This is a genomic window from Rubellimicrobium sp. CFH 75288 (assembly GCF_009904055.1).
Lineage (GTDB): Bacteria > Pseudomonadota > Alphaproteobacteria > Rhodobacterales > Rhodobacteraceae > Rubellimicrobium.
The window spans coordinates 14,127-32,164 of the sequence record NZ_WYDP01000028.1 but is presented as its reverse complement, the minus strand read 5'-3'; the positions used below and the strand labels follow the sequence as shown (position 1 = coordinate 32,164).

The window sequence follows — 18,038 nt, the reverse complement described above, 5'->3', positions numbered from 1 at the left end:
CGTCGTCATACTGATCGCGGACAAGCACCCAGCCCTCGGAACGCTGGCTGGCGATGTACGCCTCGCAGGCCTCGCGCTGAGCGTGGAGCGAGTTGAACTCCTGCTCCAGCCCTTCCTCTGAAGATCTCCGGGTGTAGACGGCACACCGCAGCTTGCGGACGAGCTTCGATTTTTCGGGCGGCTTCGTCATGTCTCCCGGCCCTTCGCTTGCGCTCCGGGCGTTCGCGGCTGCGAACGATCCGCCGGATCGTCCGCCGGCCTGCGGCCGCCGCCGCTCACCCCCCTGTGGTTCCTGAGGCCGAAGAACACCCAGCCGTTCCAGCGCGTGCCGGTGATGGCGCGCGCGATGGCGGAGAGCGACTTGTAGGGCCGTCCCTGCCATTCGAAGCCGTCGGCGGTGACGGTGACGATCTGCTCGACGCCCTGCCACTCGCGCAGCAGCCGCGTGCCGGCAATCGGGCGGTCGCGATCGGCGCGGATCCTGCGCTTCATCTTGTCCCCGCCGTCCAGTTCCTCGCCCAGCCGTTCGAGCCGCCGGATGGTCTCGGGCTTCAGCCCTCCAAGGCTGAGTTCCTGGATACGGTAGGCCAGCCGGGACTCAAGGTAGCGTCGGTTGAAGGGTGGCGGCTCGATGTCGAACAGGTCGCGCCACTGTTTTTTCAGGTCTGGTGTCGGGGTGGTCTTCAACGTGGCCAGGCGTGCGGGAATGGGGTCGTGCGTCGTCATGCGGTCTCCGTCGGGTTCGGGGTTGCATGACGGCATCGGTCGGCCGGATAGTGTAGGCGAATTTCTCCAGTATCGTCAGATACTTCGGCACCATCCCGCATCCGCAAGCGGACCAGCCCTAGGGCCAGCAGGCCGCACAGCTCGGCGCGGCGCTCGGCAGCGGTCATCCGGTCTGGCGGCAGCGGGTTGGGGCGTTTCATGCGGGCCTCGGGCGTTCCTCTCCCTCGGCCTCTACTCATCGCGAACGCGAACCGTCCCACACATGCGTGCACTACATGACGCCCGTGATCGGGACTCGACTCAGGGTTGTCCGAACTGATAGAACGTAAAGGGAACAATCGGGTCAGAAAGGAAGGGGTGCCATGGGTTCCGACATCAGGAAATTCGTCAATCCGAAGTTTCTCGGCGGCATCGATGTCTTGCTCATGCGCGATCTCTTCGCGCGCCATTTCGCGGGCGCGGACCAGCCTTTTTCGTTCGACGGGGAGCCGGGCGAGATCCGCGAGCGGATGGCCGAGTATTTCGCGAATCCCATCACCGAATGGTCCGAAGGGCTCGTCGCGGACCTGCATCGGGTCGCCGAAGTCGGATCCGCCGAGGGGATGCAGCTCGTCCTGAACGAGGCGAGGCGCCAGGGCGTAGCCCTCTATCCCGAGGAGGCCGTCGACGCGTCCGACCCGGCTCCGGCCAGGCATGAGCCCAAACATGTGGCGCTGCATGCCTATCTGAACCATCCGCGGATCTTCGAAGCTGCGGCCGACTTCCAGGCGCTGCGGGCTCCGACCGCGATGGCCGAGTTCCGCGGGCCGCAGCGCGATGTCGGAGCCGACCTGACGGACGAGGCGTCGGCGGCCTTCAAGGCCGCGATCGTGAAGCTGTTCGCGCAGGACCTGCAGGGCGATTACTGCCGTCTCGGGCCCTACGAGGAAGACGGAGAGATCAATCTCGTCGTCAGCCATGGCGCGCCGGTCACGACGACGCCGGTCGTGGCGGGGGACGGCGAACGGATCATCACGCTGCGCGCCGTGAAATACGCGGCCCTGCGCTATGCCCCATACGAAGGGCTCCTGCGCATCGGCGGCGTGCCGAAGGCGCAGCAGGCCGAGGTCGCCGCCATCTTCGCCGAGCATATCCTCGGGCGGCCGGGTTTCTTCGCGGGCAAGGACGCGCGCGATCTCTATACCCTCGACCCCATCGCAGCGTTCGGCCCGGACTTCGCGTTCCGGCACGCCTTCGACGACAGGATCCTCGAGGTCCGGATCGTGGCGGCGGCGGCCGACTTCTTCGCCGAGGACGAGGATGGGAACTGGCGCCATGTGCGCAGCTGGGAATCGAAGGATCCTTCTGGTGGGGCGCTCCGGCATTTCAAGGGGAGCGAAGTGCGTTTCGGTCGCGGCTGGCGCCTGGGAGAAATCACCTTCCGGGTGTTTTTCAGGAGCGATGCGAAACAGCCTGCCAAGGTGACCGTGCGCCTGAAGCCGCCCGGGACGCTCGCCTTCCGGCGGACGCGGTTCGAGAAGGCGATCCATGCCCTGGTCGCGCGCAACGGGCTCGAGAAGGATCGCGATGCTGATCTGGTTGTGGAAGCGGCTGAGTAACGGGGGAGCGGAGACGACCGTTTCCGGCCGGGCGCTGCACCGCTTCTCCGTGCGCGAGATCGAAGGCCTGCTTCGGGCGGGGGTTCTGATCGAGCAGCGCAAGGCCGACAGCTGGCCCGTCTGCGCGCATTGCGACTGCGGACTCGACGCGCGCCCGATCCGCGCCGCAGGAGATCGCTTGCTCGCCTGCTGTCCGCGCGACACCGCGGCGGACGTGCCCCTGGAGCCGGACGACCTGAAACGGTTCGGGATCGACGCGGACAGACTGGTTTCCGCCATGGCGGCGTCCTGCGGATTGCAGGCGGCGACTTTCGCCCTCGCGGAGGGGCTCTGGCTGCTCGGACGGCTGCCGACGGGCATGTGCATCGTTCTCTGCCGCGACACGCATGCGCTGAAGGCGCCCGCCGCCATGCTCGCGGTCAGGGCGGCCGCCGGAACGGCGCCCGTCACCATCGTCGCCACGGACCTAGACCCGGCGACAGACCTGCAGCTGCGGACGGCCGGTCTTGCTGCCTGCCCGCTCGCGAACTGCGTCCGAGCCGACGAATGCGGCGCGGAACGTCTCGCGCTCGACTGCCTCTCGCCGGTCGGCCTCGCCCCGCCGCGCCTGGTGCTGAGCCGGAGTCGACGATCGGTCGTTCTCGACGGCCGTCGCCTCGATCTCGCCCCGCAGATGTTCGCGCTGATCCGGCTCTTCGCGGAACAGGCCGGACAGCGCGACCCCATCCTGCGCAAGGAGGCCATCGAGGCGCAGACCGGGCGCCCGGCGAACGAGATCGTGCGGGATCTGCGAAAAGCCCTCACGGGCTGCGGCCTGCCGCGGGCTTCCGTCGAGGCCCTGATCGAGACAGTGCGCGGCTACGGCTATCGCCTGGGTCTTTCTCCCGCCGCCGTGGCCGTCGAGGACTGAAGTCCCCGACACACAAGGCGCACACAACAAGCACACGCAGATCACACCGAAAGCCTCGGCGGGTCCGGCAGTCTCGGAACAACAGCAACGATGTTCCGAGGCACGACGACATGCACCCGCCGCTTTCCCCCTCCGACCTTGCCGCGCTCATCGATGAGGCCGATGCCGCCGCGTGCCGTCTGCGCCGCAAGCTGGGGCTGCCTGCCGCCGATCTGGACGATCTGCGCCAGGACCTGCTCGTCGACCTGATCTGCCGCTTGCCGGGCTTCGACAAGCGCCGCGGCTCGACCGGCGCCTTCGCCAACATCGTGCTGCGCAACCAGTGCTCGCGCATCGCGATCCGGCACCATCGCCGGCGCCGGGCGCAGGGCGGCGGGATGCTCTCCCTCGACGCGCCCCTTTCCGGCGGCGACGTGCCGCTCGGCTGCCTGCTGACGGAGGCCGACGGGCTCGCCGCCTGGCACGGCCAGGACCGGTGCGCCGCGACGGAAGTCGAGACCCGCCACGATCTCGCCCGGGCGCTCGCCGACCTGCCGGAGGAGGCCCGAGGTCTCTGCGCCGCGCTCGGCGCCTGCGCCGTCGCCGAACTCGTCGGCCGCGACGGCCTTTCGCGCTCCGCCCTCTACCGCCGCCTCGCACGCCTCCGGCTCGACCTCGCCATGCGCGGGCTCGGGGGGCGGTGGGACGGTTTGCGGGCGGCGTGAGTAGAGGGAGGACATGGAGATGCTCGTCATGCCCTTCGCCGCCTTCGCCCCGGCGCGGCCCCGCCCGCCGACCGACATCGAGTTCTGCGCCTGGGTCGGCCAGGCGATGCCCGGCGACCGGCTGGAATACCATCGCGGGTTCCTCGGGATCGACAGCGCGCCGGCGATCTCGACCCTGCCCGAGGCCGACCGCCGCCGGCTCGCCGCGCTGGCCGATGCCGCCTTCCGCGCCTTCGAGGCCGGGCTCGTCCACCTCGTGCAGGAGCGCGTGGGCCCCGACCGCTTCGCCTATCTCGCCGTCGCGCGGACGCGGCCGCGCCGCACGCCGATGCCGCTCGCCCGACTTCTCGACGCCGCGGAGGCCGCCTGATGGCCGTCCCGTTTCCCCCGACCGGAGTTCCCGCCATGCCGCATCCCGACAACGCCCCCCGGTTCGACGATCTCGACCGGCTGTCCATCGGCGAGATCGCCGACTTGCCGCCGGCGCTGCTCCTCGCGCTGCAGGAAGAAGGCGCGGCCGAGACCGCCCGCGTGAAGCGGCTGCGGGACCGGATCGAGGCCGGGATCGCGCAGCGCTACGAGGCCGCCGCCGCGGCCGAGCGGGCCGCGCAGGGCAAAACCTCCGGCACCGTTCGGATCGAGGATGCGGGCGTGGTGGTGATCGCCGATCTCCCGAAGAAGGTCGCGTGGGATCAGGACCGGCTCGCAGCCATGGCCGAGCGCATCCGCGCTGCCGGCGAGGATCCGACCCAGTACCTCGAGATCGCCTATCGCGTGCCCGAGCGGCGCTTCGGCGCCTGGCCCGACGCCCTGCGCGAGGGCTTCGCCGCCGCCCGCACCGAGACCACCGGCAAACCCGTGTTCCGGCTCGAGGCGCGGGACCGGTGACGCGCGGCGGCGGGACGCCCGAGCGGCAACGCCGGGCAGGTTCCCCTTCGGCACCCGGTCACCCCCGCCGCCGCGCCCTTTCAACCCTTCGGAGAACCCCATGGCCTGCCGCATCATCACCGCCGACGAACGCCTCTCGGCCGCCGAGAACAAGACCTCGCTCGCCATCTTCGGCCCGCCGGGCGTGGGCAAGACCTCGCTCCTGAAATCCCTGCCGGCCGAAGAGACGGTCTGCCTCGACCTCGAGGCCGGCATGAAGTCGGTGCAGGACTGGCGCGGGGACTCGATCCCGGTGCGCAGCTTCGCCGATTTCCGCGACCTCGCCGTACTGATCGGTGGGCCGGACCCCGCGCAACATCCGCAATCGTGGTACGGCGCCGAGTATCACGCCTGGCTGCAGCAGCAGTATCTCGGCACCGGCATCGAGGACTTCCTGTCCCGGAAGCGGATCGTCTTCGTCGACTCGATCACCGACCTGACGCGGCAGGCCATGGCCTATGCCCGCCAGCAGCCCGAGGCCTTCTCGGACCGGACCGGCAAGCCCGATGTCCGCGGGGCCTACGGGCTCTTGGGCCGCGAGGTGATCCAGGCGCTGAAGCACCTCCAGCACGCGCGCGGCAAGACGGTGATCTTCGTCGGCGTGCTCGAGAAGGTCGCCGACGAGTTCGGCGCGACGACCTGGCAGCCGCAGATGGAGGGCACGAAGGCCGCGCGCGAACTGCCGGGCATCGTCGATCAGGTGGTCTCGATGCAGCTCTTCGGCCGCGACGCCAAGGGCGACTGGGTGCTGGACGAGACCGCCACAGAACGCCGCCTTGTCTGCAAATCCGGCAACCCCTGGGGCCTTCCCGCCAAGGACCGCTCCGGCCGCCTCGACCTGACCGAACCGCCCGACCTCGGCGCGCTGCTCGCTCGGATCGACGGCCGCGCCCCCCACCAATCCGCCTTCGCCTCCTGATCCCTGAAAGGACATGATCCCATGAGCTACGATCTGAACGACGCCCAGCCGCAGATGGCCCCCATCGGCGAGCTGATCCCCGACGGCACCTTCGCCAAGGTTCGCCTGACCGTGCGCCCCGGCGGCGTGAACGGCGCGACCCCGGCGGATGCGGGGCTGCTGAAGGCGTCGCAGTCGAGCGACGCGAAGATGCGCGACTGCGAGTTCACCATCCTCGAGGGGCCGCATGCCCGGCGGAAGTTCTGGCAGAGCTTCACGGTGGCGGGCGGCAAGCTCGACGAGAAGGGCCAGTCCATCGGCTGGAAGATCTCGAAGTCCACGTTTCGGGCGATGGTCGACAGCGCCCTCGGGCTCGATCCCAGGGACGAATCCCCAGCAGCCAAGGCCAAGCGGGTGCTGCCCGGGCTCAGGCATCTCGACGGGATCGTCTTCGCCGCCCGCATCATGGTGGAGCCCGCCTCCAGCCCGCAGTACCGCGACCAGAACCGGATCGCGAACGTCGTTCTGCCCGACGACGCGAGCCACGCCGCCATCATGCGCGGCGAAACCGTGCCCCCGGAGCCCGTCAACGCCCCGCCGCGCAAGGCCGCGAGCGTGCCGGCGCCGGGCTGGCAGGCGCCCGCGCCGGCATGGGGCGCGCAACCGCAAGCCCCGGCGGCGGCCCCGGCCTGGGGCGCGCAGGCGCCGACCCCGCAGTCGACCCGGCAGCAACCGCCCGCGCCGCAGGCCCCCGCGCCCGCCATGCCCGCCTGGCTCAATGGTTGAGGTGCGGCGCAAGCGGCGGTCGGGCGGGTCGGCGCGCTCCCCTACCGCCGAGCCCGACGGGGCCGGGCCGGGCGACCGGCCCATGACCCCGGACCAATGGCAAGCGCATGCGACGCGCGCCGCTGCGCTGGAGATCGGAAATTGGCTCGAGGCCCGAGGAAGACTGCACCAACCCATCGCAAGCCTCACCCTCGGCGACCTCGAGGCTATGGCCAGCAACGCGATCTCGCGCTGGATCGTGATGCAGACCGAGAAGCTCCAGCGGGCGGGATGGCCGCCCGAGGACCCGATCGGGAGCTTCTTGCTCGGGGTGAGCGGCGTCCCGGAAACGCTCCGGGGGAGCGTTTCAGCCGCGAACGGGCGGAGCCCAAACTCTGCGCCGTCTGCGCCCGGGAGGCCCGGGGCTTCGGCTACTGCCACGGCCTCCGCTGGGATCGCCACCGATATCACCGCTTCTGCTCGCTCCGCTGTCAGGACTTGGGCAGTGCAATCGCTCAAAGGAACAACGGCATGATCGACAAGACCGCCCGCGAGGCACAGGCGATCCGCGATGCGCGGACGCCCTTCGCCGAAGCGCTCACCGACCTCGGTCTGATGGCGCCCTTCTTCCACCGCAGCGCCGCGGACATCGACCGCCTGATCGAGGCGGCGGTCACCGGCTACATCGACAGCATGCAGGAGCAGGCCGCGCGCAAGGAGCGCACCGGAACGGCCCTCGACGACCCTCTGCCGTTCTGAGGGGCCGCGCGATGATCGACCTGAACGACGACACCGCGTCCTGCAGCTGGACCCGCCTGCTCGAGGCGGCCGCCGGGAACGCCGTCACCGACTTCGAGATCGCGTTCTGCGAGAGCCTGCGCCGGAAGCTCGCGCGCCTCAGTGAGAGCGCCCGGCTGACGGAGGCGCAGTTCCACAAGCTGACCTGCATCGCGCAGGCCGGCGGGTTCTGGGAGCGCGCGCGATGATCGATCTCAACAAGGGCTCGGGCTGCCTCTACGGCGCCGCCGTGCCCCGTCCGCCCATCGCCGAAGCCGTATCCGCCGCCATCGACACGGCGCTGGCCGCACGCCACAGGGACGAGCGCCCCCGCACCTATGTCAGTTCCTCTGGGCTGGGGCGCGACTGCCTGCGCCAGATCCAGTACGACTTCCTCGCGGTGCCCAAGGACGAGGGGCAGGAGTTCGAACCGCGCACGCTGCGGATCTTCGAGGCGGGCCACCGGGCCGAGGACATCGTCGCAGGCTGGTTGCGGTTCGCCGGGTTCGACCTGCGCACCGAACGGCCCGATGGCCGCCAGTTCGGCTTCGAGGCCATGGCGGGCCGGTTCAAGGGCCATATCGACGGCTGCTTCGTCTCCGGCCCCGTCGCGATGGACTATCCCGCGCTCTGGGAGAACAAGGCGCTCGGGGCCTCCAGCTGGAAGGACGTGGTCAAGCGCGGTGTGAGCATCGCGCGCCCGGTCTATGCCGCCCAGATCGCGCTCTACCAGGCCTACATGGAGCTCCCCAACTCGGCGCTCTTCACCGCGCTGAACCGCGACACGATGGAATTGCACGCCGAACTCGTGCCCTTCGACGCGCGTCTCGCGCAGGAGATGTCGGATCGCGCCGTCGCCGTGGTGCGAGCCTCCGAGGCGGCGGAATGGCTGCCCCGCGCCGCGGCCGAGCCCGCGGCCGTCCTCTGCCGCGGCGGCATGGCGGCCGGCAAGTGGCACGCGCCCTGCGCATGGGCGGGCCGGTGCTGGGGAGAGCGGCAATGACCGAGTTCACCCCATCCGCCACGCAGGCCGCCGCGATCCGCGAGATCAAGGAGTGGTTCGAGAACCGTACCGAGGAGCAACAAGTGTTCCGGCTCTTCGGCTATGCCGGGTCGGGCAAGAGCACGGTCCTGAAGTTCGCCCTCGACGACCTTGGTCTCTCGTCCCACCGCAGCGCGAAGGACGGCCGCTGCGTGCCCGGCGTCGTGACCGCCACCTTCACCGGCAAGGCCGCGCTGGTGCTGACCCGCAAGGGCACCCCCGCGCGCACCATTCACAGCCTGATCTACACGGCGATCGAGGCGACCGAGGAGGAGATCGAGGAGGCCGCCCGCAAGATCGCGCTGGCCGAGCGCGATGCTCTTCGCCTCAGCGGCTTCGCGCGCACCACCGCCGATGCCGCGATCGAGGCGATGCGCCAGGGGCTCTCGGCGATGAAGCACCCGCGCTTCGCGCTGAACCCGCAGAGCGACGCGGCCGACGCCCGGCTGATCGTGCTCGACGAGGTGTCGATGGTGGGCGAGGAGATGGCGCGCGACCTGATGAGCTTCGGCAAGCCGATCCTCGTGCTCGGCGATCCCGGACAGTTGCCGCCGATCAAGGGCGAAGGCGCCTTCACCCGCGACGCGCCCGACGTGATGCTGACCGAGATTCACCGCCAGGCGGCCGAGAGCGCCATCGTCCGGCTGGCCACCATGGCGCGGATGGGGGAGCCCATCGGGTTCGGCGTCTACGACGATCATGTCGCAAAGCTCCGCAAGGGCGACATCACGCCGGAGCAGGCGCTGCGCGGCGGCCAGCTGATCTGCGGCCTGAACGCGACGCGCTTCCAGCTGAACAATGCGATGCGGGCGGCGGCCGGGCTGGGCGGGACATATCTGCCCACCGGAAGGGCGGAAAAGATCATCTGCCTGAAGAACGACAACGCGCTCGGCCTGATCAACGGCATGTTCCTGACCCTCGAGGACATCGTCGACGAGGGAAGCCTCTACTTCTCCGCCGTCGTGCGCGATGCCGAGGACGGCCGCCGCATCGGCGAACCCGACCGGGACGGGCGTCCGGGCCGGCTGCGCATCTACAAGGGCCACTTCGAGGACCATGTCGCCTACGACGCGCGGCGCCACGACCGCGACTACAAGGAGAAGCGCAAGCTGACAGAGGCGACCTTCGGCTGGGCGATCACGGCGCACAAGGCGCAAGGATCGCAGTGGGAGAACGTCATCGTCTGGGACGACGGGCTGGGCCGCAGCGAGATCGACCGCCGCCGCTGGCTCTACACCGCGATCACCCGGGCCGAGCGCGGTCTCGTGCTTCTGGCCTGAGGGATGCGATGATCGACCTCAACGACATCGCGGTCACGAAGACCCGGCATGACCTCGCCGCCGTGAAGGAGCGGCTGGCCTGCACGGCCGCCGACTGGCTGCCGGGGCTGTTCCCCCAGGCCAGGCTGGCGCGCGACCGCCGGTCCCTGCGCTGCGCCGACCTGTCCGGCCGCCCGCCGCGCAAGGAGGGCTCCTGCACCATCCATCTCGACGGGCCCTATGCCGGCTGGGGCTTCGACTATGCCACCGGCGAGCGGGCCGGTCCCATCGACCTGATCGCGCAGGCGACCGGCCTCTGCGACGGCGCGCTCTTCGACGAGGCGGCGCGGCTTGCGGGGATGGACCATCCGGCGCCGCGGCCCGCGCCGGCTTCGGCCATGCGCGCACGCCCCGACCACTCGGCCGAGATCGCGCGTCTTGTCGGCGGGGCCGTGCCGATCGCGGGCACGCCCGGCGAGACCTATCTGCGCGCCCGCGGGCTGTCGGATCCCGGATCGCCCGACCTGCTGTTCCACCCTGATCTCCCGGACTTCGACAGCTGCCGCGGCTGGCCCGGCCTCATCGCGATCCTGCGGCTGCCGGACGGGGAGCGCGCGCCGGGTATCCATCGCACGTTCCTGCTCGACGACGGCAGCGCCAAGGCGCCTCCGGGCAAGAAGATGCTCGGCAGCGTGAAGGATGCCGCGGTCCGGCTGTTCCCGATGCCGGAGGACGGCCACCTTGGTATCGCCGAGGGAATCGAGACCGCTCTGGCAGCGCATGACCTGTTCGGCACCGCCGTCTGGGCGGCGCTGTCCGCGGACGGTCTGGCGCGGTTCCGGTGGCCCGAGGGCACGACGCGGGTCACGATCTACGCCGATGCAGGCGACGCCGGCCGCCAGGCGGCCGCGACGCTCTCGGACCGCCTGAACCGCGACGACATCCCGAACGAGATCGTCGCGCCGCTGCACGGCGACGACTTCAATGACGATCTGCAGCGTGGCGCCCGCGCCAAGGATTACACGCACTCGGCAGACAACATATCGGAGTCGCAGGCCGAGGAAATGGAGACGGCCACCCCCATCGTGGCGTCCGTCGACGATCCCGCCACCCTGATCGCCGCCGCCGAGGCGCTGACCGACCCGCCCGAGTTCGAGGCCCTGTCCACGCTTCTCGGGCGCATCGCGCTGGCGAAGCTCGATCCGCTGCCCGAACGCCAGGTCGTCGCGCGGATCAAGTCCGCGACCGGCATCGGCATGTCCGTCCTGACCCGGCAGCTGGCCGAGCTCCGCCGCCGCCTGAACGCCACCGGCGATCCGCACGCGCCGATCCCGAAGCCCGCCTGGTTCGGGCGCCTGCGGCTCGATCTGGCCGGTGCGCCGGAGCGCAACGAGGCCAACGTCATCGTCGCCCTCACCTCCGATCCGGTCTTCGCAGGCGTTCTCGCCTTCGACGACTTCTCCCAGGAGATCGTTGTCCGCCAACCGCTCCCTTGGGATACCGCGACCGGTCCGTTTCCCCGCCCCTGGGAGGATGCGGACGATGTCCGGACCGCGGAATGGCTGCAGTTGCGCGGGGTCAATGTCGCGCCGCTCGTGGTCGGTCGTGCCGTCGGCGCCGTCGCCCGCGAACACCGCATCCACCCCGTCCGCGACTGGCTCGATACGCTGAGATGGGACGGTACGCCCCGGATCGAGACCTGGACCAGCACCTATCTCGGCGCTGCCCCGACCGCGTTCCATCACACCGTCGGTGCGCTCTGGCTCATCTCGGCCGTGGCACGCATCTTCCGCCCCGGCGTGAAGGCCGATCACATGCTGATCCTCGAGGGGCCGCAGGGCGCGCGCAAATCGACGGCCATCAAGGTTCTGGCGGGCGAGGACTGGTTCACCGACGAACTGCCCGAGCTCGGGTCCAAGGACGCCGCCATCCACATGCAGGGCGTCTGGATCGTGGAGATCGCCGAACTCGACGCCATCGGCCGGGCCGAGGTCTCGCGCATCAAGGCCTTCCTCACGCGCACCACCGACCGCTTCCGTCCTCCCTACGGTCGCTACACGGTCGAGGTGCCGCGCCAGTGCGTCTTCGCCGGCACGGTCAATCCCGACACCTATCTGCGCGACGAGACCGGCAACCGCCGCTTCTGGCCTCTGCGCTGCGGGACCATCGACATCGCGGCGCTGGCCCGCGACCGGGATCAGCTCTGGGCCGAGGCCGTCCGTCGCTTCCGCGAAGGCGCGATCTGGTGGATCGACGACCCGGCGATCCTTGCCGAGGCCAGTGCAGCGCAGGAGGCGCGCTATCAGGCGGATGCCTGGGACGCCCGTATCGACCGGTGGCTGACCCATGACACCCGTAGCGTCGATCGCGGCCACGCGGGCTGGGATGATTGGCAGGACGAAGAGTTCGAACGTCCCGAGCCGATCCGCGACGTGTCGGTGGGCGAAATCCTCGAAGGCGCGCTCGGCATCGAGCCCGCGAAATGGACGAAGGGCGACCAGATGCGCGTGGGAGCCTGGCTGAAGTCGCGGGACTGGGAGCGATACCGCAGCGGCACGGGCGCGACCCGCGAATGGCGCTACCGCAGGCGGCAAGCCGACGTCTGACGCCGGGAGGGCTTTGAAGGCATCGAAGGGGCATCCATCCGGGTGCCCCTTTTCGTTCGGGCGCCGTCCCACTTCGCGGCCTGTCCCACTTCAAGCCCAAGGTGGGACAGAAAAAACCATTGAAGATCAACGATGTCCCACCTGTCCCACCTGGACCGCCGACTTCTCTCTTTCCTGTATGAAAAGCATGTGTCCCGGCCGCCTTCCTTCTTTCTCATACGACGTAGGGAAAAAGGTGGGACAAGTGGGACAGGTGGGACAGACATTGATTCGAAAGGAAAATCCGGCGTCCCACTTCGATCGGCAAGTGGGACAGTTCGATGCCAGGTGGGACAGCGCGGCGGCCGGGCGCAATTTCCTTGAACCGACAGTGCCGACGTGATTCCCTGCCCGCGACCGAAGCCGAAGGCCCACGAGCCATGTGAGCCTTCACGATGAAAACGCCGATCCCCGCGCAGGCCGTCCGCCCCGAACCGGGCGCGATCAGCCGGTCCTGCATCCTCGCCCTCGACCTCGGCACCACGACCGGCTGGGCGCTTCGCAGCCATGACGGTCTGATCACCAGCGGGACTGTCTCGCTGCGCCCGGGCCGCTTCGACGGCGGCGGCATGCGCTACCTGCGCTTCACCAACTGGCTGACCGAGATCGACCGGCTGTCAGGGCCCATCGCTGCGATCTGGTTCGAGGAAGTCCGCCGCCACGCAGGCACCGACGCGGCCCATGTATTTGGAGGTCTCCTCGCGACGCTGACGACATGGGCCGAATTGCGGGGCATTCCCTACAGCGGCGTTCCGGTCGGCACGATCAAGAAGAACGCGACTGGCCGGGGAAATGCACCCAAGCAGGACATGATTGCCGCAGCACGGGCCCGCGGATTCAGCCCGGCCGACGACAACGAGGCCGATGCCATCGCGCTCCTCCTCTGGGCGCTGGAGACCAAGGGGGGCCTGCAATGAGGTGGCATCCCCGCGGCTACGGCGGCGAGCGCCGCGACCCGGAGCGGGTCAAGCGCGAGGGCTGGCAGGAACAGGGCGTCCTCGCGGTCTCCGTCGATGACGACCGCCTCACCTGGCCCGAGCGCGAACTGGTCCGCCAGCTGGGCGAGAAGCTCTACGGACCGCGGGCGGGCGACCAGGAGGCCGCGCATGGCTGACTGGACCCCCGCAATGGTCGAGGACCGGCTCGAGCGCGCGGCCGAGGTGTTCCGCTCGCTGCCCGAGGTCAGGCCGCACGGCTACTTCAGCGCCTGGCCCGAATACTTCCACAGCTTCGCCGACCAGGTCGGCCAGGAGCCCCGGATGCGGCGGCCGAAGCCCGGCCCGCGGGACATCACCGAGGCCGAGGAGGCGCTGCTCTGGCTGCGCTGGCTGGAACGCGACGACGCGCGGATCGTCTGGCTGCGCGCCAACCGGACGCCTTGGAAGAGGATAGGCTGGGAGATCGGGTTGAGCCGCCCGGCCGCCAATCGCCACTGGCAATACGGCATCGCCCTGATCGCCTGGCGGCTCAGCGGCCGGGTGCCGTCCGGCAAGCGGTCGAGGCGCTTCGTGGTGGAGAATGCCGACCGGCTGTCAAGGAAAATCGTCCTGTGAGACGATTTTCGGAGAGACATCGGAAGGGGTTCACCGCACCCGGGCCGGCGCGTAGAAACGCGACAGGATCGGGAGAGGCGTGCGCGGGACGCCCCGCCGCCGGAGTCCAGGGGTCCGAAGCCGGATCCGGCCGGGCACCGGGCCGCCAAGCCGTTGTTTTGCGGTTCCTTTCCGGGCCGGACCGTATGCTGGCGGGCGAAGCGCGGCATATCGCCAGCGACAGGGCCGGATTTTTGGGAAGCCACCGGAGTCCAGCGTCCAGCCGCGGCGCCCTGAAACCACTGTGAATTCAAAAGCCTGACCGGCCACCCTGAGTGGATACCCCGCGGATGCCGGAGTCCGGCCGGAAGCCGGTGGAACCCTCCGTGCCGGAGTCCACCCGGCGGATGCCGATCGACCATCGACAGGAACCTGCATGACCCTCGCCTTCGCCCCGGACGCGATCGAGACATGGCCGCTGTCGCGCCTCCAGCCCTACGCGAAGAACGCGAAGGCGCATGGCGCGGACCAGGTCGCGAAGATCGCCGCCAGCATGGCCGAATTCGGCTGGACCGTCCCCTGCCTCGTCGGCGAGGACGGCGAACTGATCGCCGGGCACGGACGCGTGCTGGCCGCGAAGCAGCTGGGGCTGACCGAGGCGCCAGTTATCGTGCTCGGTCACCTGACCGAGGCGCAGCGACGGGCGTACCGCATCGCGGACAACAAGCTGACCGAACTCGGCACCTGGGACGAGGCACTGCTGTCGGCGGAGCTCAACGACCTGCTGGCCGAAGATTTCGACCTGTCGCTGGTCGGCTTCTCCGACGGCGAGCTGGACAAGCTGCTGGCCTTCGTGCCGGAGGGGGGCGGGCAAGAAGGTGGCGCCGGGGGCTCCGTGCCGCCGGTGACCATCCCCGAGCCGCCGCGCAACCCGGCGTCGCGGACGGGAGATCTCTGGATCCTCGGCGACCATCGCCTCCTTTGCGGAGACAGCACGAGCCACGACGACGTGCGCCGCCTGATGAACGGCGAGCGGGCTGTCCTGTTCGCAACGGACCCGCCGTATCTCGTCGACTACGACGGCTCGAACCATCCGACCCGCAACAAGGACTGGTCGCAGTCCTACGGCGTGACCTGGGACGACAGTTCGCAGGGCGCGGAGCTCTACGACGGCTTCATCGCCGCGGCCGTGGCCGAGGCCATCACCGAGGACGCCGCGTGGTACTGCTGGCACGCCTCGCGTCGCCAGGCGATGCTGGAAGCCTGCTGGGAGAAGGCCGGGGCCTTCGTGCATCAGCAGATCATCTGGGTGAAGGACCGCGGGGTGCTCACCCGCTCGCACTACCTCTGGAAGCACGAGCCCTGCTTCATGGGCTGGCGTCGCCCGAACCGGCCGCCCAAGGTGGCCGAGGAAACCCTGCCATCGACATGGGCGCTGCCCAGCTTCGCGAAGGACGACCGGCCCGACCATCCGACGCCGAAACCGCTCGACGCCTTCGGCATCCCGATGCGCCAGCATGTGGCGCGCGGCGGGCTTTGCTACGAGCCGTTCTCCGGCTCCGGCTCGCAGATCATGGCGGGCGAGGCCAACGGCCGCCGCGTCTTCTCGATGGAGATCAGCCCGGCCTATGTCGATGTCGCCGTGGAGCGCTGGCAGGCCGAGACCGGCCGCGACGCGATCCTCGACGGTGACGGTCGGACCTTCGCGCAGGTGAGGACCGAGCGGCTGGGCGACGATGCCGAGGCCCGGGCCGATACGCCGGACCCGGACGCCGCCCCAGAACCCGCGCGAAAGCGCAAGACCGCCGCGTGACATGCATGACCTGGCTTTATCTTCCTCCGGACGCGCTTCCGGAGCCGGAGACGCATGCCTCTTCGGGCTCTCGCTCTGTTCCGGCGCGGGCGGGCTCGACCTCGGGCTCGCCATCGCCATCCCCGGATATCGTGCTGTGGGCCATGTCGAACGGGAAACCTTCGCCGCATCCGCTCTCGTGGCGCGGATGGAAGACGCGTCCCTGGATCAGGCTGTTGTCTGGGACGACGTTGCCACCTTCGACGGCCGCCCGTGGCGCGGCGCTGTGGACATCGTCACTGCGGGTTATCCGTGCCAGCCGTTCTCGGTCGCGGGAAAGCGCCGGGGCGCTGACGACCCGCGCCACCTCTGGCCGCATGTCGCCCGGATCATCGCCGAGGTCCGGCCGCACTTCGTCTTCCTCGAGAATGTCGCCCATCATCTCCGCCTCGGCTTCCCCGAAGTCGCCAGCGGACTGGTCGGCATGGGCTACCGCCTTGCGGCAGGCCTCTTCACGGCGGCGGAGGTCGGCGCACCCCACAAGCGCGAGCGGCTCTTCATCCTCGCCACACGCGAGGGAGACGACCTGGCCGACCCCGCGCGCCTGCTCCGGCACCCGATCGAGTGGCGGGAACCGGACGGAGCTGCTGCGGCTCTGGCCGACGCCGAGGGCCAGCGCGAACGAGAACCGGCAGACGAAGCCGACACCTTCGCAGGAAGCCGGGCAGCACGGCATGAACCTCGCAACGACGGCCGCGATGTGGCCGACGCCGATGGCGAACGACGGGTGCAAGCCGAGCGCGGGGAACCGCCGATGTGCCGACCTGACCCATTCGGCGGGGCTGTGGATGACGCCGACGGCCCGCGACCACAAGGACGGGGCGACGAGCCTTGCGAACACGCCGGTGAACGGCCTGCTTGGCCGCCAGGTCCTCACGACGCCGATGGCTGGGCGCGATACCTCCGATGCGCGCCTGACCTTGAACCCGCTGTTCGTCGAGGCGCTGATGGGTTGGCCCACCGGGTGGACCGGCTTCGGCTCTGTGGCAACGGCGTGGTCCCCCTGGTTGCAGCGCATGCGCTCAGAACTCTGGCAGCTGAACTGCTGGCCGATGGATGAGGCAGCGGCATGAAGCAGTCCCGCCTCATGTCGCTGGTCGAGTCCGTCGCCAACGTGATCGTCGGCTACGGCGTCGCGGTGGTCACGCAGATCCTGATCTTCCCGGTCTTCGGGCTGCACACGACGCTAGCGCAGAACCTGAAGATGGGCGCCATTTTCACCATCGTGTCGATAGCGCGTTCCTTCGCCCTGCGGCGGGTCTTCGAGGCCATCCGGATGCTGAGCGCCAGATGATCGACCGCCGCCCCGGCGGGGCGGCGGCCATCGACTTGTCGGGGTCCTGTGCGTCAGGCGGCGGGGAGCTTGTAGACCCGCCCCCGATCCTCGACCTTCTCCGAGGTCACCTCGAGCCCGAGCTTCTTCTTCAGCGCCCCGGCCATTGCGCCGCGAACGGTGTGGGCCTGCCAGCCGGTCGCGGCCATGATCTCCTCGATGGTCGCGCCCTCCGGCGCGCACAGCATGGCGATCAGGGTGGCCTGCTTCGTCCCCCCGCGCGGCGTGCGCGCCTTGGGCGCAGCCTTCGGTTCGGTGGGGGTGTCCGGCGCGGGCTCCTCGGAAGGCGCGTCCGTCGCGCCCGCAGGCGCGGGGTTCGCGTCTTCGGTCTCGATCCCGATGGCGGCGAGGCCTGCGTCGGTGGCGACCAGCGTCACGCCGTGGCCGTCGCCGGTCTCGCGCCAGACGGGTTCGCCCTTGCGCATGTCCGCGTCGACCTCCTGCAGGAAGCCCTTGGCGAGCATCGCGCCGACCACCTTGGTGGCGGCCCCGCCGCGCAAGCTGTCGGGGAGCGGCAGGGCGATGCGGTCCGCGCGCTGTGCGGCGGCGCTGAGGATGATGGCCTGGGTGTCGGAAAGCTTGGTCATGGGGTCGTCTCCGGATTCGGGCCCGCGTGATGCGGCGCCTTCTACGACCCGTTCGCCCGACTTACGCGGCCCCACTGGGGCCACGGTTCGGGCTCACCGCGCAGGGCGCGCGGCGGGAGTTCCGGCAGCGCCGGAGATCAGCGGGCGTGCTCGCCCTCGCCGAAGGCGCTGTCGGTGATGCGCTTCAGAAGTTCGGCGTAGTATTCGAGGGTGCCGACCATGGCCCAGCCCACCTCGTCGGGGTGGCAGCCGAAATGGTCGTCGCTGAGCGACTGCAGGCGGGCGAGCATCGCATCGATCTCGGCCTTCTTGCCGACGAAGGCGGCGAGTGCGTTCGCCCGGTTCCTCGAACCGGTGGCGGAACCGGGCTCACCCCGGTTCCGGCGCGCCCTCTCGGCGCGGGCCTCAAGGCGCGGGGTGGCGATCGGGTTCGGGCGGGTCATCGGGGTGCTCCGTGATGAGTTGCATCGTCCTTCCGGAGAC

20 protein-coding genes and 3 pseudogenes are annotated in these 18,038 nt (G+C 69.8%); 19 read left to right on the top strand and 4 right to left on the bottom strand.

Annotated elements, in window-relative coordinates:
* A pseudogene (locus GT358_RS16525) lies at positions 1-190 on the bottom strand (recombinase family protein); the annotation flags it as partial.
* Between the two features lie 89 nt (positions 191-279).
* Positions 280-726 (bottom strand): annotated as a pseudogene (locus GT358_RS15540) (DUF2924 domain-containing protein); the annotation flags it as partial.
* A gap of 362 nt (positions 727-1,088) precedes the next feature.
* On the opposite strand from GT358_RS15540, the gene GT358_RS15535 reads away from it, so the two are divergent.
* The 19 genes and pseudogenes from GT358_RS15535 (at position 1,089) to GT358_RS15445 (ending at position 16,929) form a co-directional block, all read left to right on the top strand.
* Complete coding sequence (locus GT358_RS15535; protein ID WP_166583550.1) at positions 1,089-2,324, top strand: hypothetical protein; 1,236 nt, start codon at positions 1,089-1,091, stop codon at positions 2,322-2,324.
* Positions 2,254-3,234, top strand: a complete 981-nt coding sequence (locus GT358_RS15530) for a winged helix-turn-helix domain-containing protein (protein WP_166583549.1) — start codon at positions 2,254-2,256, stop codon at positions 3,232-3,234. The genes GT358_RS15535 and GT358_RS15530 overlap by 71 nt, the downstream gene beginning before the upstream one ends.
* Before the next feature lie 110 nt (positions 3,235-3,344).
* The gene (locus GT358_RS15525) at positions 3,345-3,938 is read left to right on the top strand and encodes a sigma factor (protein ID WP_166583548.1); all 594 of its coding nucleotides are present in this window, start codon (positions 3,345-3,347) and stop codon (positions 3,936-3,938) included.
* A gap of 13 nt (positions 3,939-3,951) precedes the next feature.
* Entirely contained in the window at positions 3,952-4,308 is a 357-nt protein-coding gene (locus tag GT358_RS15520) for a hypothetical protein (protein WP_136646583.1), read from the top strand.
* A 35-nt stretch (positions 4,309-4,343) separates the two neighbouring features.
* A complete protein-coding gene (locus tag GT358_RS15515) occupies positions 4,344-4,826 on the top strand; it encodes a hypothetical protein (RefSeq protein ID WP_166583547.1) in 483 nt (160 codons plus the stop codon).
* Positions 4,827-4,926: 100 nt separating this feature from the next.
* Positions 4,927-5,784, top strand: coding sequence for an ATP-binding protein (locus GT358_RS15510; protein WP_166583546.1), 858 nt, complete (start codon positions 4,927-4,929; stop codon positions 5,782-5,784).
* A 21-nt stretch (positions 5,785-5,805) separates the two neighbouring features.
* A complete protein-coding gene (locus tag GT358_RS15505; protein WP_166583545.1) occupies positions 5,806-6,549 on the top strand; it encodes a hypothetical protein in 744 nt (247 codons plus the stop codon).
* 510 nt (positions 6,550-7,059) lie between these two features.
* Positions 7,060-7,287, top strand: coding sequence for a DUF6511 domain-containing protein (locus GT358_RS15495; protein WP_136646579.1), 228 nt, complete (start codon positions 7,060-7,062; stop codon positions 7,285-7,287).
* An 11-nt stretch (positions 7,288-7,298) separates the two neighbouring features.
* The gene (locus GT358_RS15490) at positions 7,299-7,514 is read left to right on the top strand and encodes a hypothetical protein (RefSeq protein WP_166583544.1); all 216 of its coding nucleotides are present in this window, start codon (positions 7,299-7,301) and stop codon (positions 7,512-7,514) included.
* Entirely contained in the window at positions 7,511-8,308 is a 798-nt protein-coding gene (locus GT358_RS15485) for a hypothetical protein (RefSeq protein ID WP_166583543.1), read from the top strand. Before GT358_RS15490 ends, GT358_RS15485 begins: the two co-directional genes overlap by 4 nt.
* Positions 8,305-9,627, top strand: coding sequence for an ATP-dependent RecD-like DNA helicase (locus GT358_RS15480; RefSeq protein ID WP_166583542.1), 1,323 nt, complete (start codon positions 8,305-8,307; stop codon positions 9,625-9,627). Before GT358_RS15485 ends, GT358_RS15480 begins: the two co-directional genes overlap by 4 nt.
* Positions 9,628-9,635: 8 nt before the next feature.
* Positions 9,636-12,212, top strand: coding sequence for a VapE domain-containing protein (locus GT358_RS15475; protein WP_166583541.1), 2,577 nt, complete (start codon positions 9,636-9,638; stop codon positions 12,210-12,212).
* Between the two features lie 434 nt (positions 12,213-12,646).
* Positions 12,647-13,168, top strand: a complete 522-nt coding sequence (locus tag GT358_RS15470; protein WP_166583540.1) for a crossover junction endodeoxyribonuclease RuvC — start codon at positions 12,647-12,649, stop codon at positions 13,166-13,168.
* Positions 13,165-13,365 carry a hypothetical protein gene (locus GT358_RS15465; RefSeq protein ID WP_166583539.1) on the top strand — a complete coding sequence of 67 codons (201 nt, stop codon included), beginning with the start codon at positions 13,165-13,167 and terminating at the stop codon, positions 13,363-13,365. Before GT358_RS15470 ends, GT358_RS15465 begins: the two co-directional genes overlap by 4 nt.
* Positions 13,358-13,804, top strand: coding sequence for a DUF6362 family protein (locus GT358_RS15460; RefSeq protein ID WP_166583538.1), 447 nt, complete (start codon positions 13,358-13,360; stop codon positions 13,802-13,804). Before GT358_RS15465 ends, GT358_RS15460 begins: the two co-directional genes overlap by 8 nt.
* A gap of 415 nt (positions 13,805-14,219) precedes the next feature.
* The gene (locus GT358_RS15455; protein ID WP_166583537.1) at positions 14,220-15,596 is read left to right on the top strand and encodes a site-specific DNA-methyltransferase; all 1,377 of its coding nucleotides are present in this window, start codon (positions 14,220-14,222) and stop codon (positions 15,594-15,596) included.
* A pseudogene (locus GT358_RS16785) lies at positions 15,520-16,104 on the top strand (DNA cytosine methyltransferase); the annotation flags it as partial. The gene GT358_RS15455 and the pseudogene GT358_RS16785, both read left to right, overlap by 77 nt.
* A gap of 319 nt (positions 16,105-16,423) precedes the next feature.
* The gene (locus tag GT358_RS16780; RefSeq protein WP_243730934.1) at positions 16,424-16,708 is read left to right on the top strand and encodes a hypothetical protein; all 285 of its coding nucleotides are present in this window, start codon (positions 16,424-16,426) and stop codon (positions 16,706-16,708) included.
* Positions 16,705-16,929, top strand: a complete 225-nt coding sequence (locus GT358_RS15445) for a hypothetical protein (protein ID WP_166583535.1) — start codon at positions 16,705-16,707, stop codon at positions 16,927-16,929. Before GT358_RS16780 ends, GT358_RS15445 begins: the two co-directional genes overlap by 4 nt.
* Before the next feature lie 53 nt (positions 16,930-16,982).
* On the opposite strand, the gene GT358_RS15440 is transcribed toward GT358_RS15445, so the two are convergent.
* Both GT358_RS15440 and GT358_RS15435 read right to left on the bottom strand, forming a co-directional pair.
* Complete coding sequence (locus tag GT358_RS15440) at positions 16,983-17,555, bottom strand: DUF3489 domain-containing protein (protein WP_166583534.1); 573 nt, start codon at positions 17,553-17,555, stop codon at positions 16,983-16,985.
* A gap of 137 nt (positions 17,556-17,692) precedes the next feature.
* Positions 17,693-17,998: a hypothetical protein gene (locus GT358_RS15435; RefSeq protein ID WP_166583533.1), complete on the bottom strand. Its 306-nt coding sequence runs from the start codon at positions 17,996-17,998 to the stop codon at positions 17,693-17,695.
* Between the last annotated feature and the right edge of the window lie 40 nt (positions 17,999-18,038).

Excerpts from the sequence above, each read along its gene's own strand:
- GT358_RS15535 (WP_166583550.1), top strand. The coding sequence starts at position 1,089 with ATGGGTTCCGACATCAGGAAATTCGTCAATCCGAAGTTTCTCGGCGGC.
- GT358_RS15530 (WP_166583549.1), top strand. The coding sequence starts at position 2,254 with ATGCCCTGGTCGCGCGCAACGGGCTCGAGAAGGATCGCGATGCTGATC.
- GT358_RS15525 (WP_166583548.1), top strand. The coding sequence starts at position 3,345 with ATGCACCCGCCGCTTTCCCCCTCCGACCTTGCCGCGCTCATCGATGAG.
- GT358_RS15520 (WP_136646583.1), top strand. The coding sequence starts at position 3,952 with ATGGAGATGCTCGTCATGCCCTTCGCCGCCTTCGCCCCGGCGCGGCCC.
- GT358_RS15515 (WP_166583547.1), top strand. The coding sequence starts at position 4,344 with ATGCCGCATCCCGACAACGCCCCCCGGTTCGACGATCTCGACCGGCTG.
- GT358_RS15510 (WP_166583546.1), top strand. The coding sequence starts at position 4,927 with ATGGCCTGCCGCATCATCACCGCCGACGAACGCCTCTCGGCCGCCGAG.
- GT358_RS15505 (WP_166583545.1), top strand. The coding sequence starts at position 5,806 with ATGAGCTACGATCTGAACGACGCCCAGCCGCAGATGGCCCCCATCGGC.
- GT358_RS15495 (WP_136646579.1), top strand. The coding sequence starts at position 7,060 with ATGATCGACAAGACCGCCCGCGAGGCACAGGCGATCCGCGATGCGCGG.
- GT358_RS15490 (WP_166583544.1), top strand. The coding sequence starts at position 7,299 with ATGATCGACCTGAACGACGACACCGCGTCCTGCAGCTGGACCCGCCTG.
- GT358_RS15485 (WP_166583543.1), top strand. The coding sequence starts at position 7,511 with ATGATCGATCTCAACAAGGGCTCGGGCTGCCTCTACGGCGCCGCCGTG.
- GT358_RS15480 (WP_166583542.1), top strand. The coding sequence starts at position 8,305 with ATGACCGAGTTCACCCCATCCGCCACGCAGGCCGCCGCGATCCGCGAG.
- GT358_RS15475 (WP_166583541.1), top strand. The coding sequence starts at position 9,636 with ATGATCGACCTCAACGACATCGCGGTCACGAAGACCCGGCATGACCTC.
- GT358_RS15470 (WP_166583540.1), top strand. The coding sequence starts at position 12,647 with ATGAAAACGCCGATCCCCGCGCAGGCCGTCCGCCCCGAACCGGGCGCG.
- GT358_RS15465 (WP_166583539.1), top strand. The coding sequence starts at position 13,165 with ATGAGGTGGCATCCCCGCGGCTACGGCGGCGAGCGCCGCGACCCGGAG.
- GT358_RS15460 (WP_166583538.1), top strand. The coding sequence starts at position 13,358 with ATGGCTGACTGGACCCCCGCAATGGTCGAGGACCGGCTCGAGCGCGCG.
- GT358_RS15455 (WP_166583537.1), top strand. The coding sequence starts at position 14,220 with ATGACCCTCGCCTTCGCCCCGGACGCGATCGAGACATGGCCGCTGTCG.
- GT358_RS16780 (WP_243730934.1), top strand. The coding sequence starts at position 16,424 with ATGACGCCGACGGCCCGCGACCACAAGGACGGGGCGACGAGCCTTGCG.
- GT358_RS15445 (WP_166583535.1), top strand. The coding sequence starts at position 16,705 with ATGAAGCAGTCCCGCCTCATGTCGCTGGTCGAGTCCGTCGCCAACGTG.
- GT358_RS15440 (WP_166583534.1), bottom strand. The coding sequence starts at position 17,555 with ATGACCAAGCTTTCCGACACCCAGGCCATCATCCTCAGCGCCGCCGCA.
- GT358_RS15435 (WP_166583533.1), bottom strand. The coding sequence starts at position 17,998 with ATGACCCGCCCGAACCCGATCGCCACCCCGCGCCTTGAGGCCCGCGCC.